At 46.6% G+C, this 13,487-nt stretch carries 14 protein-coding genes and 1 riboswitch; of the genes, 11 read left to right on the top strand and 3 right to left on the bottom strand.

Features of this window, described 5'->3' with window-relative positions; translation table 11 throughout:
- The first annotated feature begins 117 nt into the window (after nt 1-117).
- The 4 genes from C558_RS0119630 to C558_RS0119645 all read left to right on the top strand — a co-directional run bounded on the left by C558_RS0119630 (nt 118) and on the right by C558_RS0119645 (nt 4,108).
- A complete protein-coding gene (locus C558_RS0119630; RefSeq protein ID WP_018758001.1) occupies nt 118-1,821 on the top strand; it encodes a DHA2 family efflux MFS transporter permease subunit in 1,704 nt (567 codons plus the stop codon).
- A 146-nt stretch (nt 1,822-1,967) separates the two neighbouring features.
- Entirely contained in the window at nt 1,968-2,567 is a 600-nt protein-coding gene (locus C558_RS0119635; protein ID WP_245583838.1) for a histidine phosphatase family protein, read from the top strand.
- Between the two features lie 24 nt (nt 2,568-2,591).
- Nucleotides 2,592-3,317 (top strand): HAD-IA family hydrolase, encoded by a 726-nt coding sequence (locus C558_RS31455; RefSeq protein WP_018758003.1) that lies wholly within the window; start codon nt 2,592-2,594, stop codon nt 3,315-3,317.
- Nucleotides 3,314-4,108 (top strand): DUF817 domain-containing protein, encoded by a 795-nt coding sequence (locus tag C558_RS0119645; protein WP_018758004.1) that lies wholly within the window; start codon nt 3,314-3,316, stop codon nt 4,106-4,108. Before C558_RS31455 ends, C558_RS0119645 begins: the two co-directional genes overlap by 4 nt.
- 86 nt (nt 4,109-4,194) lie before the next feature.
- Here C558_RS0119645 and bluB read toward each other — a convergent pair whose 3' ends face one another.
- Nucleotides 4,195-4,854, bottom strand: coding sequence for a 5,6-dimethylbenzimidazole synthase (bluB, locus tag C558_RS0119650; protein WP_018758005.1), 660 nt, complete (start codon nt 4,852-4,854; stop codon nt 4,195-4,197).
- A gap of 252 nt (nt 4,855-5,106) precedes the next feature.
- Here bluB and C558_RS0119655 point away from each other — a divergent pair, with 252 nt between their 5' ends.
- From C558_RS0119655 to C558_RS33900, 4 genes are all read left to right on the top strand, one after another.
- On the top strand, nt 5,107-5,337 hold the full coding sequence (locus C558_RS0119655) for a DUF2164 domain-containing protein (protein WP_245583839.1): 231 nt from the start codon (nt 5,107-5,109) through the stop codon (nt 5,335-5,337).
- 105 nt (nt 5,338-5,442) lie between these two features.
- Entirely contained in the window at nt 5,443-5,877 is a 435-nt protein-coding gene (locus C558_RS0119660; RefSeq protein WP_018758007.1) for an RbsD/FucU family protein, read from the top strand.
- The gene (locus C558_RS0119665) at nt 5,874-6,725 is read left to right on the top strand and encodes an amidohydrolase family protein (protein WP_018758008.1); all 852 of its coding nucleotides are present in this window, start codon (nt 5,874-5,876) and stop codon (nt 6,723-6,725) included. The genes C558_RS0119660 and C558_RS0119665 overlap by 4 nt, the downstream gene beginning before the upstream one ends.
- A gap of 133 nt (nt 6,726-6,858) precedes the next feature.
- The gene (locus C558_RS33900; RefSeq protein ID WP_018758009.1) at nt 6,859-7,029 is read left to right on the top strand and encodes a hypothetical protein; all 171 of its coding nucleotides are present in this window, start codon (nt 6,859-6,861) and stop codon (nt 7,027-7,029) included.
- A 41-nt stretch (nt 7,030-7,070) separates the two neighbouring features.
- Here C558_RS33900 and C558_RS0119675 read toward each other — a convergent pair whose 3' ends face one another.
- Together C558_RS0119675 and C558_RS0119680 are read right to left on the bottom strand one after the other, a co-directional pair.
- Nucleotides 7,071-7,385 (bottom strand): DMT family transporter, encoded by a 315-nt coding sequence (locus C558_RS0119675; protein ID WP_018758010.1) that lies wholly within the window; start codon nt 7,383-7,385, stop codon nt 7,071-7,073.
- Nucleotides 7,385-7,726 (bottom strand): DMT family transporter, encoded by a 342-nt coding sequence (locus tag C558_RS0119680; protein ID WP_018758011.1) that lies wholly within the window; start codon nt 7,724-7,726, stop codon nt 7,385-7,387. Before C558_RS0119680 ends, C558_RS0119675 begins: the two co-directional genes overlap by 1 nt.
- Before the next feature lie 85 nt (nt 7,727-7,811).
- A riboswitch (guanidine-I (ykkC/yxkD leader) is annotated at nt 7,812-7,920 on the bottom strand.
- A gap of 1 nt (nt 7,921) precedes the next feature.
- On the opposite strand from C558_RS0119680, the gene C558_RS0119685 reads away from it, so the two are divergent.
- The 3 genes from C558_RS0119685 (at nt 7,922) to C558_RS0119695 (ending at nt 13,466) form a co-directional block, all read left to right on the top strand.
- Nucleotides 7,922-9,793: an RNA polymerase sigma factor gene (locus tag C558_RS0119685; RefSeq protein ID WP_018758012.1), complete on the top strand. Its 1,872-nt coding sequence runs from the start codon at nt 7,922-7,924 to the stop codon at nt 9,791-9,793.
- 132 nt (nt 9,794-9,925) lie between these two features.
- A complete protein-coding gene (locus C558_RS0119690; protein WP_018758013.1) occupies nt 9,926-11,419 on the top strand; it encodes a stalk domain-containing protein in 1,494 nt (497 codons plus the stop codon).
- Between the two features lie 286 nt (nt 11,420-11,705).
- Nucleotides 11,706-13,466 (top strand): ABC transporter ATP-binding protein, encoded by a 1,761-nt coding sequence (locus C558_RS0119695; protein WP_018758014.1) that lies wholly within the window; start codon nt 11,706-11,708, stop codon nt 13,464-13,466.
- Nucleotides 13,467-13,487: the final 21 nt, after the last annotated feature.

Here is a 13,487-nt window from a genome sequence, read left to right on the forward strand (position 1 = left end):
TCCTTAGGTCAGTTACCTAATTCTAATTTAACTATTGACTGTCAGTCAGTCAATAGTTTATGATGATGCCAATAACTGATTGATAGTCAGTCAATTAATTAATGGAGGTTGTGTAACATGAAAAAACAGCATCATGTGCTGGCAACGGTGACTCTGCTCATCGGGTTTTTTATGGCGATTCTGGATACGAGTATCGTCAATGTCGTTCTTCCTAAGATGGCATCCCATTATGGGGCGAGCGTCCAGAACATTGCGTGGGTGGCGAATGGCTATAGTCTGTCCTTCGCTGTATTTCTGCTAACGGCTTCGCGTCTTGCCGACCAGTTCGGACGCAAGAAATCGTTCATGATCGGCTTGCTTGTGTTTACACTGAGCTCGCTGTTATGCGGTACGGCAACTTCGATCGAGATGCTCATTACGTATCGCATACTTCAGGGTGTGGGAGCAGCGTTGATCGTGCCTTTGGTTGCGCCTTTGCTGATGAATTTGTATCCGCCTGAGAAGAAGACACTCATGGTTGGCATTATGGGAGCACTCGGAGGACTCGCGGCAGCGAGCGGGCCGGCGTTAGGCGGCATCCTGTCGGATCAGTTAACTTGGCAGTGGATTTTCTATATCAATGTTCCGTTAGGTGTGGCAGCGTTCTTGACGGCTATGGCTGTGCTGCGCGAATCAAGTGACCCCACCGCGAGTCGGCGGTTGGATGTCCTGGGCATGCTGAGTGTTACGATCGCAGCTCTGTCGCTGACGCTCGCATTCATGCAGGCGAATGATAAAGGCTGGTCATCGATCTATATCATGTCACTGTTCGCGATCGGAATCATAAGTCTCTTTGCTTTCCTATGGGTTGAAGCTAAGGCGAAGGAACCGATGATGCCGTTATCGTTGTTCCGTCCTATCCGGTTTACCGCCGGTAATGCCGGATTGTTCCTGCTGGGGATCGGGATGACGGGGCCAACATTCGTGCTCGCATTCTTCCTGACGGCAGTGGGGGGCAAATCCGAGCTGCACGCGGGGTTCATTATCAGCGTACTTGCCGTTGCTTCCATGTTCAGTTCCATCCTCTCCGCTAAATTCGTAGACCGGTTAGGCTCAAGAATGTTCACGGTGGCCGGCATGCTGCTGCTGGGGCTAGGAACGTATTTACTCTCGGGGTTGAATGAGAGCTCCACCACGTTGGATTATGTATGGCGGTTGATCATTGCCGGGATGGGGACCGGGATGACGATCTCGACGCTCACCGCCACGACCTTGCTGTTAGCCCCGATGGAGAAAGCGACGATTGCGATGGGCATAGGTACGATGGCGCGTACGATGGGAACGGTCTTCGGCATCGCAATACTTGTGGCATTACTCACGTCCACGACGCGAACCGAGATGAAGTCAGCGGTCGTCGAAGCCGTGCAGCAGGTTAAGTCCAGCTCGTTAGACATTTCGCTTCAGCAGCAACTCATCGCAGCTCTTCAACAGGCAAATGTAAGTTCAGGACAGGGTGACACGAACACAGCATGGACGAAGATGACAGGTGTCATGAAGCATAAAGAGCAAGATGCATTGGCCGCAGCGCCAGCAACGGAGCAAGGGAAGGTTAAGGCTAAATTCGCGGCGGTGCAAGACCAACTGGAGCAGCTCTGGTCCCGTATTCAGCAGACGATGCATCATCACCTGACGATGGCCTTTAGCACGGTGTTCAAGTTTAGCTGCCTATCGTTAGTCCTAGGTGCCATATTTGCATATATCAATGGAGAAGGCGGTCTGGGATCACATCGTCGACAGGAGAAGAAGGCTCGGGAACAGGAGATTGTCACGGTGCGTGCATAATACCATGAATTGAAGCGAAAGAGTCAAGGTGACTGCCTTGACTCTTTGATGTGCGGTAACATGACAGACTTTCGCATGATTCATGTTTTTGGTATCGTTATATGTATGCAGCAACGCATGGATGACGGAGAATAGAGAGGAGAGCAATGATGGAGCGATTGGGATTCATTCGACATGGTGTTACCCCTTGGAATCAAGAAGGCCGATTTCAAGGTCATTCGGATATAGCATTAGCGCCAGAGGGGGTCAGGCAAGCAGAAGCGCTCGCGGCCAGATTGCGAGCGGATGAAGGGGCATGGGATATAATCTACACCAGTGATCTGTCACGTGCTGCCAAGACCGCACAGATCATCGCAGATGCACTCGGCTTGAAGGAAATTCACTTCGATGCGCGCCTTCGCGAAGTGTCTGGCGGATTGCTCGATGGAACGACGGAGGAGGAGCGCGTCTCCAAATGGGGCGAGGATTGGTATGATTCTGTGACAACACTCGGATTAGAGACCGAAGAACAAAGTGTAAGGCGAGGTCTCCAATGCATTGAGGATATAGTGAGCCAGCATCCGGCCAAGCGAATTCTGCTCGTTAGTCATGGTACCTTTCTAAGCTACATGCTGAACCAATTGATTCCGAATGATCCGAACCGACCTCACTTAAACAACACATCACTTACAACGTTGATCCGAGATGTAGAGGTATGGCAATGTGAATTGTATAATTGTACGAAACATTTGGTGAATATATCATGAAAATCGCAACCAGGAGGTGCAGAGATGAAAAAGGTTTTGTTCTGGGACTTCGACGGCACACTAGGGGGCCGAATGGATGGTCTGAAAGGTAAAGCATGGAGCGCCTCGATATGGGAAGCATTGGTTGAACATCACTTGCAGCATGACGTAAATCGTGATGATATTTTGCCGCGGTTAGGGCAAGGATTTCCTTGGCAAGAGCCGGAGAAACCTCATATCCATCTGAACACCCCAGCCTTGTGGTGGGCGCACATAGAATCGATCTTTAAGCAAATTTATGAGGATCTCGGTTTCTCAAATGATATAGCCAATCGACTATCCGCTACCGCGCGGATCAAATATGTGGATCTACCGATGTGGGAATTGTACCCCGATACACTGCCCGTGCTTCAATCGTTAGCCGAACAAGGTTGGTCACATATGATTGTATCCAATCATGTTCCAGAATTACGCACGATTGCAGCCCACTTAGGGCTTCAAAACGTGATATCTGAGATTGTGAACTCGGCAGAGGTTGGCTATGAGAAGCCGAATCCCGAAATATTTCATATTGCGATGAAGAAGGCTGGAACACCTCATGAAGTATGGATGATCGGTGATAACATCGATGCGGATGTATTCGGTGCACGACAGGCAGGGATTCCTTCGATCCTGGTTCGTGAGAAGGATCCGAGGGCTGAACTTCAATTCGATGACTTCTATGGCGTAGCGAGGTTCTTGGCCGAACGTGGCACGACAGGGCACCAATGAGCAGGTTACGACAACTTTGGTTATTCGGATGGAATCAAGCACTCTGCTGTATTTTTCCTGTCGTCATATTCTTAACCTTAGGCCTTACGAAGTTCATCTCACTGCCCTACATCCATCGCTATGACTTGATTCTGCTGGTCTGCATCCTAGCGCAGATCGCCATGGTGAAGTTCAAGTTCGAGACGATGGACGAGCTGAAAGTGATCATGTTATTCCATTTGATTGGTCTCGCACTTGAATTGTACAAGGTTCATATGGGATCTTGGGCATATCCCGGAGAAGCGTGGTCTAAGATTGGTGGTGTACCGCTCTATAGTGGGTTTATGTACGCTAGCGTAGCGAGTTATATTTGCCAAGCTTGGAGACGGTTCGATTTGTACTTGGTCGCATGGCCGCGGCAGGTGATAGCCGTAACCATTGGGGTAGGCATTTATCTGAACTTTTTTACGCATCATTTCATGATGGACCTACGATGGATATGGATTGTTTTGTTATTCATTGCCTTCTGGCGGACAAAAGTTTATTACACGGTGGGTCAAGTTCGCTATCAGATGCCACTCATCTTGTCCTTTTTCCTAATTGCGTTCTTCATCTGGATTGCAGAGAATATTTCAACCCTGCTCGGTGCGTGGAAGTATCCGGATCAGATGGCAAAGTGGACCTGGGTACATCTCGGGAAATTAAGCTCATGGTTCTTACTAATCATCATAAGCATCATCATCGTTGCTTATTTGAAACAGATCAAAATGCAGACGCGAGGTATGAATAGAGAGGAAGTTCCTCGCTTATAGATGTTGGTACAGCAAAGAACCACATCGCATCGGAGCTGGCGGTTCTCGCTGTTATGTGGCTCTAATTCATATACTGATCATGATCGTTACGTCGTTCTTGGCATTCCCCATTGGTCTTGATAGATTAGTTCGTTCATCGCACGACGTCGCTCCCAATCGTGAATTTCGAGCAAAGGGCGATCTGGGTAAGAATCCGTATATCCTAGGGATAGCAGAGCTACAGGATCGATATGAGGTGGAATACCGAGAATGCGGCGGACATCCGGTTTCTTATAAAAGCTGACCCAGCCCATCGCGATGCCTTCGGCGTAAGCAGCAAGCCACATATTCTGAATCGCGCAGCTCACGGACATCATATCGGTCTCAGGAATGGAGTTTCGTCCGAGGACATGATCACCTGCTCGTGATGGATCACAGGTTACGCAGATGGTCAGAGGTGCTTCCTGAATGCCAGCAATTTTAAGTGCAAGGAATTTAAGATCACGGTCTGTATCTTCATAATGAATGGCAAGCGCTCGGCGTTCTTTATCGACGATGTATGCGAGATCATCCTTCGTCTTCTGCTGCTCAATCATGATGAAATTCCACGGCTGCATAAAGCCAACGGAAGGAGCATGATGCGCACTCTCTAGAATGCGTTCTAGCGCAGCTGAAGGGAGGGGATCGGGTAGAAATGATCGTATATCCCTGCGTTTGAAGATCGCTTTATAGACACCTTGCTTCTCTTCTTCGGTTAAGTGTTCCATGGATCAACCTCCATTATTGAATTGTAGGATGCGTATCTCAATTCTAACGTATGACCGATAGGATCACAAATGGCACTGTTCAGAATAAGTTGTTTCATTAATGTCGTTAAATAAAAAAGAATACGGATTAATTAAGAGATTAGATATAATCAGGTTTTTTGACGAACACAGTCGTGTCAGGGGTTTTGGTAGTTTATTAATGATATTAACTATTAGTTGAAAAGGAGAATGAAGATGTCCTTACCTGTTAAAATGCCCAGAGAGCAAAAAGAGATGATTATTCGCAATGTTCAGTTGTTTTTTGAGGAAGAGCGTTCTGAAACGTTAGGAAACATTGCTGCGGAATCGATCGTTGATTTTATGCTTAAGGAGCTAGCACCTCATCTATACAACAAAGGGGTAGCAGATGCGAGAAACCTGTTGATGCAGAAGATGTCGCAAATCGAAGATGAATGCTATGCTTTAGAACAACCGATTCGTTAGTATACATCAAAAATAAACATATTTAGATCAAAAATCATAATACCATGCCATGATCTGTACGTTATAATAGAAACATTACTAGATTAAGGAAAAAGGGTGACCGACATGTTGAAAGGGATTTCATCAATCATTTCGCCGGAATTACTAAAAATCTTAATGGAGATGGGGCATGGAGATACAATCGTACTGGCTGATGGCAATTTCCCATCCGCAAGTCATGCTGCGCGCCTCATTCGTGCAGATGGACATGGCATACCACAATTGTTAGATGCGATTCTCCAGCTTATGCCGTTAGATACATATGTTGAACATCCGGTTGCGCTCATGGATCTTGTTCCGGGAGATAACGTAGAGACACCGATTTGGGATGAATATCGTGCGATTGTGCAACGTCATGAAGGACAAGACGTATCGTTCGAGATGATTGAACGGTTCGCATTCTACGAAGAAGCGAAGAAATGTTACGTGGTCGTCGCAACAGGTGAGCGTGCGCTGTATGCGAATATCATCTTGAAGAAAGGGGTTATCGCGTCCTCATGACAGCCATTCGAATTGATGCACATCAGCATTATTGGTCGATTCAAAGAGATGATTATGGTTGGTTAACACCGGAACTACCCACACTTTATCGAGATTATCTTCCCACAGATCTGGAAGCACTGCTTAAGGAGCATCAGATTAACGGATCGATTGTTGTTCAAGCGGCAGAGAGTATCGCGGAGACAGACTTTATGTTGGGATTGGCTGCACAGCATCCGAGTATTCTCGGGGTTGTTGGGTGGCTTGATCTGCATGCACCAGATTATATGCAGCAATTAGAGCGATTTCGTGCACATCCCAAATTCGTAGGCATTCGGATCATGATTCAAGAAATGAAGGATAGCAATGAGGTTCTTGAACCCGGGATACTGCGAGCGATTACAGATCTTGCAGATACGGGAGTACCTGTTGATCTGCTATGCACGTCGAATCAACTGCACTCGGTCGTTGAGCTGCTGAAGCGAGTGCCTCATTTGCATGCTGTTATCGACCATATTGCGAAACCTCATATTACAGCGCAAGTATTCGAGCCATGGCGATCTCAAATGGCGGAGATTGCAGCGAATCCAGGCATTTATTGCAAATTGTCAGGCATGGTAACTGAAGCGGCTCATCAGCACTGGAGTCCGGAACAGATTATCCCGTATATACGCCATACGATCGACCTATTCGGGTATGACCGTATCATGTTCGGTAGTGACTGGCCTGTATGTCTGCTTGCAGCAAGCTATGATGAGGTTGTTGGTGTGCTTGAACAGGCGATGGATTCACAAGTGAGTTCAGAAGATCGCGAGAAGTTATTTGGTCGCAATGCGGCTGGCTTTTATCGGTTAATTTCACAGGCATAATAATAGGGTTATAGATCTTTTACAATTACTTCATGATATGATGACATCCCGTTGATAAAGAAAAACAGTCTCCTCACACTTTGATCTCATAATGGAGTTAATTCTAAGGGAACAAGTGAGGAGAATGACACTCATGTTAAAATCAACAACGATTCGGATATGCACATTAGTGATATTATCATTTGCATTTACGGCGGGGGCAGGACTATCAACAGTTGAAGCTAAAGCCGCTTCATCTGCTGCATCATCACAAATAAATGGAAAATTCACTCAGGCTTCCGTAATCGGAGTATGGATCCAATAGGAAAATAGGGAACAGGATCCTGAGATCCTTGTTCCCTATTGTTATGAGATGGCTTTCAGACCGACAACCGATCCGAGGATAATGAAGATACACAAGATGCGTCGCCAATCCTTGGATTCATGGAACAAGAACATACCCATCAGCGCTCCCCCGGAGGCCCCAATTCCTGTCCAGATCGCATAGGCCGTGCCCATTGGAATTGAGCGCATCGCGATGGTTAAGAGTGCGAAGCTGGCGCCGAAAGCCAGGATCAGGTAAACGACAGATTTCCAGTTCTTATCGCGATTCACAATATTAATCATGACGACACCAAGAGTTTCACATAAACCAGCCAAGATGAGTAAGATCCAAGCCATTATCCTTCACTCCCTTCAGTTTGCTCATGATTTCCTGTTACGAGTTTGAGTCCAACGACACCAAGCAGTAACAAGAGTACGAGCAGCAGCTTCGCGAGGTTGAAGGGTTCACCGAAGAACAGCATCTCGGAAGCGACGGTTCCAGCGGTTCCTAACCCAACGAATACAGCATACACGGTTCCTACGGGAAGACTGCGTGAAGCGACGATGATGACATGGAAGCTGATATAGATTGCGATAATGGTACCGATCCATGCTAAGGGTGTTGAAGCATGCTTGAGCCCAATGACCCACATGACTTCAAATACGGCGCCGCAGACCACTTTTAGCCAATGATTCATTAGAATCACTCCTATCTCTAATTGTTATTATGAAGCAAAGTGACCGAAACAAACCGAAAAAGCCCGAGAGTCATCGATAAATCGATACTCCCGGGCTTTTGTCCCTCCGTGTCAACGGCATGAATGCCATTCGCTTCCTCTCGGACCAGACTTGTAACCAATATGGTAACAACGGAACCCTAGGAAACTTTGCTCATGAAATTACTTGTTAGTATAATACAGTTTGTAGCGAAGCTCAATAGTAAAATTGTGCAGAAAAAAATGTTAGGTGTTTTGTCAGAAATTCATTCTATCCAGCGTCTATACCATAGATCAACGACTCGCGAGGTGCTTAACTTGAATGTAATGTTCGTAAAATGGGATGAGATGGAAGATGAAATGCTGGTTCGAGAATCAAGGAATGGGAGGCAGGAGGCGTTCGGTGAGCTGGTGCGTCGGCATCGAGCGAAGGTATATGGCTACGCACAGTCCATTACCCAAGAAGCATTTCTTGCCGAAGATATCGTGCAAGAAGCCTTGGTTCGTGCCTTCCTGAATCTTGGATCCCTAGTGGATTCTGCGCGGTTCTTGCCGTGGCTGCATCGGATTGTTCGTAATCAAGCATACACGAAACTGCGAAGCTCATCGGTAACGAGAGAGCGTGTTGCAAGTGGGTTGGTCCGGCTAGGAGATGAAGAGGCTAGAGAAGAGAACTGGCATGACCTTGATTACATTCTCTATCGATTGTCGAGAGCTACCCCGCCCGTTGATGATCAGCGGTCGAATCCCGAAGAGCGACTTATTCGTCAGGAGCTGCTCGATATGATCAGTGGTATGCTTCATTGTCTGAAGCCAAGAGAGCGGATCGTCTTCGAATCGCATTTCTTCGATCAACTGTCACCGCAGGAGATTGCAAGACTGTTCCACCTGACGGATGCAAACGTGTATCAGATTCTATCTCGTTCCAGGAAGAAAGTCATTCAAGAGAGAGTTCGTGTCGTTGTTGATGACTATGTGAAATCGAGAAAGGATATGAACAATATGAAAAAAGTAATGTTAAACCCTTCAGAAGCAATGCAACAAGGATACAGCTGGACATCCGCTGCAACGATTATGCACAAGATGATTACGTTTACGGGTCGGGAGGTATCGCTGCCTGCGATTATGGGTTACTCAGGTCATGCTTTTCGGATCAACATTATTCCGGAAGATGTCCATATTGCGGGCCCTACATGCTTTTATTTCGATCGTAACCTCTCGCAGGGGATGCGCAATTTAGGTTTCGAGACCCGTGTGGTCGTAGGAATCAAGCCTGCGATGGGGCCCAACGCGAATTTAACTGATCCAGGTCAGTTGACTTCAGCTGCGAAAGCAAAGAGGGAAATCCATCAAGCTCTGCCGGAAGCGCTAGAATTAATTCATCGTTCGCTGGATCGTGGTCTGCCTGTTATGACTTGGGATACGTTCATTCCTGAGTTTGGCATGATTTACGGCTATGATGATGAGCAGCGACTCCTCACGGTTCATGAATGCGGTAAAGATGATGCGGTTCCTTATGAACATTTGGGTAGAGGGATTCTTGAAGATTTGTTCGTGTTGGCGATTGAGTCACAGTATGAGATTGATGAGCGTTCGGCTCTACGGGGCGCACTAGAGATGATTCTAGATCACTATCAAGGACGTGAAGAGCAGTGCATGAATGCGATACAAGGTCTCAGTGCCTATTCCGTATGGATCGATGCATTCCGGGGTGGGAAGATTGAGCCGAATGGGAATGCGTACAATACCGTGCTTCTCTGGGATGCGCGCCGTAATGCTGCAGCATTCTTGCATGAAGTCGCCGCTACATGGGAAGGAGAGACGCCAAGTGACGGACATGTTCGGGAGTTAAGCGGGACAGCAGCGGCAACTTATACACAAATTGCGGAGCAATTACAAGAATTACATCAGATGTTCCCATTCCCGATGGGTGGTGAACCAAATGATCCTGCTCGTGCAGAGCGTTCGATACAGATTCTGCAGTCGGTTCATGCCCTTGAAGTTCAGGCTGTAGCAACATTAGAGCAGATGAGTGAGGCTTTACAGTAAGCAGTGATCGATATATTCATAGGATCGACAAAGGCAATCCGTGTGACGGGTTGTCTTTTTGCGTTTGATAGGCTAATATAGCCATAGTTTGGTAAATATACTATTTTCAGAGAATCGTAGGAGTTGAATCAGTTGAAAAAATGGATTGCATGGTTGAGTCTGTTATCGATTTGTACATTTTCAATACCGGTATATGCAGGGGAAAGGCCATTAAATCAGAACATTCGAGATTTCGACACTTCATCGCTCATTAAGACGGATCTCTCCTATTGGGTATGGGGAAATAATCAATCGGTACCGACACAAGTTGCTGCTTTAACCGATGTTGTTCAATCTTTTCCCGATCAATTGGTGATGAAGAAAGACGGATCGGTATGGTATTGGGAATATACATCATCAGGCATTCAGATTCAACAGATGAAGGGCTTGAGCAATATCGTTGCCGTGGCTTCAGGTTGGAGAGGATCAATAGCCTATAATCAGACGGGGAAAGTCTATTATTTGTCGAAGACAGAGGGACGATTTACACCGGGGCAAGCGGATTATGCAGAGCTTCGCGAAATTGATCATGTCGTGGATATTAGCAGCTATTATGATCAAGACAGTGAGTTTCACTGGTTGTTCGTCTGCGATGATGGCCGACTTTTCCAGAGCAATGAGCAGCTTGATGCCATCTTGCCTGTTGAGTCGCTGCGCTCCGTGAAGGAAGTTGAGGAGAGTATTGTGCTTCAATCAGATGGTACGGTGCTTCAACTCAAGAATAACAGAAATGAAGATGATCGTGCGAACGCAAAAGGAACGGGAGAACTCCAATTTGCATCAGTTGAAGGGTTAACCGGCATCCAGAAGATTGCGTCAAAAGGCGGTTCTTATCTTGCGATTGATGGGCAAGGACGTGTTTGGTTCTGGGGCGTGACCTATACGGGCTATTCCGATGGCACCACCTTGAATCAGCACCCAAAGGCGATCCAATTATCGGATCTGAAAGGAAAGGCACAAGAAGTCTATATTGTTGAACGCACGTTGGTTGTATTGGCTGAGGGTGGAAATGTATATGGAACGTCGATTGATCAGCTTGCATCGTTACCTGCGAATACGCCATGGAAGCTCATTGCAAGTGATGTTCAAACGATTAAAGCCAGTACGCGTCATATGATTATGATGAAATACGGGGGATCGCTGTGGGGTTATGGTGTTAATAAGAATGGGCAACTGGGGCACGGGGATTACGAATTTATGCATGACAACCCCGTGAGCGTACAGAAGCCTGTGTCTGTGGAGTTTAATGGCGAGACCATTCAATTGAATAATGGCGTAATCATTCAGAACGGACAGGCTTTTATACCCCTTCGTTCGGTGTTCGAGAAAATTGGTGCTGAGATCGGGTGGGACATGGCAACTAAAATTTCGACCTTGGAGCAAAAGAATGCCGACCCAGCGGTGAGTATACGGATTGACTTCCGATCGGGTGAAGTAACGAAGAACGGTGAGAAAGTAACGCTGTTGAATAAACCTTTTGTCCTGCAAAGTACGGCGTATCTACCATTACGATTCATAAGCGAAGCGCTAGGAGCCAAGGTGGAATGGAATCAAGAGGTGGGCAAGATTGTGATTTCAATGAAATAAATAGAATGGGGAAGAGTAGAAGCTTAATCCTGCAACATGTGTGTTGCTGGGATTAAGCTTTTTGTTTGTTGCATGGCATAAAAAAAACACCGTGCGGTGTCTGGTTTGCATTTTTGGGTGGGTTCAAATAGAGCCTGCCTATCCCGGTTCCCTATAATATTAGTATAAACTGGGATTTATTATAAGTCTATACTTTTAGCGAATTTTTCTATATTTTATACTATGCGGCTGAAAACATACGAAGTGGCGGTGATTACATATTAGTCATGTTAGGTTGTTGAAATGGATGAATCATGTGATGTTCGATAGTTTTGGCAATGCCTTCTTGATTCTGTACCGAAAAGAGCGGCGTCCTGTTCTTGTCTTAGCGGTTACGATGCTCTTATCGATTCCGATCATGCCGCTCGAACTTATGCTAGTTCAATATTTTATAGATCAAATTGGAGCATGGACAGCAAGAGATTCGATGGGTTCCATTCTTATGACAGCGGTGTGGATTGGGGTCCTTATGTTCGTGAATAATATCGTACTTGGGGTACCCGTCCCACTCGCCATGACACGCTTGAATGAGGTGGGCACGTTAGAAGAACAACGAATGATTGTGGAGAAGACGTCGAAGCTCCCGCTATTATCCATCGAATCTGCGACTGTGAAAGATTTACGAGAACGCGCAGTACAGGTTTCTATTTATGAGATATATCATACAGGTCTTCAGATCCTCCAATTGTCGTTGCAATTATCCCTTCTCATGCTTCTTATTCTCCAATTCGGGCAATGGATTCCCGTCGTTACTGTGGTCGGAGTTGCCTTCCTATTATCTTATGTATCGGGTAAATCTGCAGCAAGTCTTGAGCACCTACAGCGGGAGCAAGCCTCTCACCGGAGGATGATACGATATTATGCTGACCTTATGACAGAGCGAAGCAGTGCTAAAGAAGTAAGAATGTTCGGATTAGGGACCTTATTCATGAATAGGTGGAACGCGCTATATCAGAAGCAATCGAAGGATAGAATAGGGGTTGTTCGAGCTTCAGAAATCCACAAGTTCTTACCGGAGCTGCTATTGGCAGTGATTGCTAGTCTTCTTATGGCTTTGGTCATTCTGTTACCTGGGTCGAAGCCAATGACATCTGGTGACTTCGCACTCCTGTATCTCGCGTTGACGACGGTGCTATCCCAATTGCCGGAACTGATTAATCAAATCACTACGATGAAGCGGCATGCGATGAAATGGCAGGATTTCCGGGCTTATCTTGATCTCAAGGAAGATTCGTGTATACGCGAAAATAATAATTATGTGGAAAATGGAGCGTGTAACCTGCAATTACAGGTTCAGGAACTTTGGTTCCGATATCCCGATTCGGAGGTTGATTCGATCCAAGGGATTAGCTTTACAGTGCCGTCTGGGCGTCGTGTTGCCTTGGTTGGCGAGAATGGTTCAGGAAAATCTACCTTAGTAAAGTTGATTCTTGGCCTTTATCCTCCAAAAGCGGGGGAAATAACATGGCTTAATACCAGGGAAGGGTCGAAAGAACATGTGACTGGGAGTGCTTCGATATCCGCCGTGTTTCAAGATTTTACGCGTCTTCATTTGACCGTTAGGGAGAACGTCGGCCTTGGCAAAGTCGGAGTGATGATGCATGATGGGATGTTGATTGATTCTTTGGAGACAGCGGGAAGTAAGTTTACTAATTTAGACATGCAGCTCGGTGTACCTTTTGGCGGAATTGATCCATCGGGTGGCGAATGGCAGAAGATTGCTACAGCACGTGCAATCCTACGGGATGCTTCCTTCATTGTATTCGACGAACCAACTGCTGCGTTGGATCCGCAAGCGGAGAGGGCTGCATTCGAGCAGTTCATCCAGTTAACCGAAGGTCGATCCGCGCTGTTAATTACACATAGGCTTGGCGCAGCCAAATTGGCGGATATGATCCTCGTCATGCAGGAGGGTCGCATTGTCGAACAGGGAACTCATGATGAATTGATGTTGTTGAATGGTGAATATCGCCGGATGTTCGATGTGCAAGCATCTTGGTATGTCTAGATGAAAGTGAGGGGATTTGGG

Origin of the sequence: Paenibacillus terrigena DSM 21567 (assembly GCF_000374845.1) — a bacterium.
Lineage (GTDB): Bacteria > Bacillota > Bacilli > Paenibacillales > Paenibacillaceae > Paenibacillus_K > Paenibacillus_K terrigena.

What these genes read in the sequence shown, in the direction of transcription:
- C558_RS0119630 (WP_018758001.1), top strand. Translation starts at nt 118, where the DNA reads ATGAAAAAACAGCATCATGTGCTGGCAACGGTGACTCTGCTCATCGGG.
- C558_RS0119635 (WP_245583838.1), top strand. Translation starts at nt 1,968, where the DNA reads ATGATGGAGCGATTGGGATTCATTCGACATGGTGTTACCCCTTGGAAT.
- C558_RS31455 (WP_018758003.1), top strand. Translation starts at nt 2,592, where the DNA reads ATGAAAAAGGTTTTGTTCTGGGACTTCGACGGCACACTAGGGGGCCGA.
- C558_RS0119645 (WP_018758004.1), top strand. Translation starts at nt 3,314, where the DNA reads ATGAGCAGGTTACGACAACTTTGGTTATTCGGATGGAATCAAGCACTC.
- bluB (WP_018758005.1), bottom strand. Translation starts at nt 4,854, where the DNA reads ATGGAACACTTAACCGAAGAAGAGAAGCAAGGTGTCTATAAAGCGATC.
- C558_RS0119655 (WP_245583839.1), top strand. Translation starts at nt 5,107, where the DNA reads ATGCCCAGAGAGCAAAAAGAGATGATTATTCGCAATGTTCAGTTGTTT.
- C558_RS0119660 (WP_018758007.1), top strand. Translation starts at nt 5,443, where the DNA reads ATGTTGAAAGGGATTTCATCAATCATTTCGCCGGAATTACTAAAAATC.
- C558_RS0119665 (WP_018758008.1), top strand. Translation starts at nt 5,874, where the DNA reads ATGACAGCCATTCGAATTGATGCACATCAGCATTATTGGTCGATTCAA.
- C558_RS33900 (WP_018758009.1), top strand. Translation starts at nt 6,859, where the DNA reads ATGTTAAAATCAACAACGATTCGGATATGCACATTAGTGATATTATCA.
- C558_RS0119675 (WP_018758010.1), bottom strand. Translation starts at nt 7,385, where the DNA reads ATGGCTTGGATCTTACTCATCTTGGCTGGTTTATGTGAAACTCTTGGT.
- C558_RS0119680 (WP_018758011.1), bottom strand. Translation starts at nt 7,726, where the DNA reads ATGAATCATTGGCTAAAAGTGGTCTGCGGCGCCGTATTTGAAGTCATG.
- C558_RS0119685 (WP_018758012.1), top strand. Translation starts at nt 7,922, where the DNA reads ATGAAATTACTTGTTAGTATAATACAGTTTGTAGCGAAGCTCAATAGT.
- C558_RS0119695 (WP_018758014.1), top strand. Translation starts at nt 11,706, where the DNA reads ATGAATCATGTGATGTTCGATAGTTTTGGCAATGCCTTCTTGATTCTG.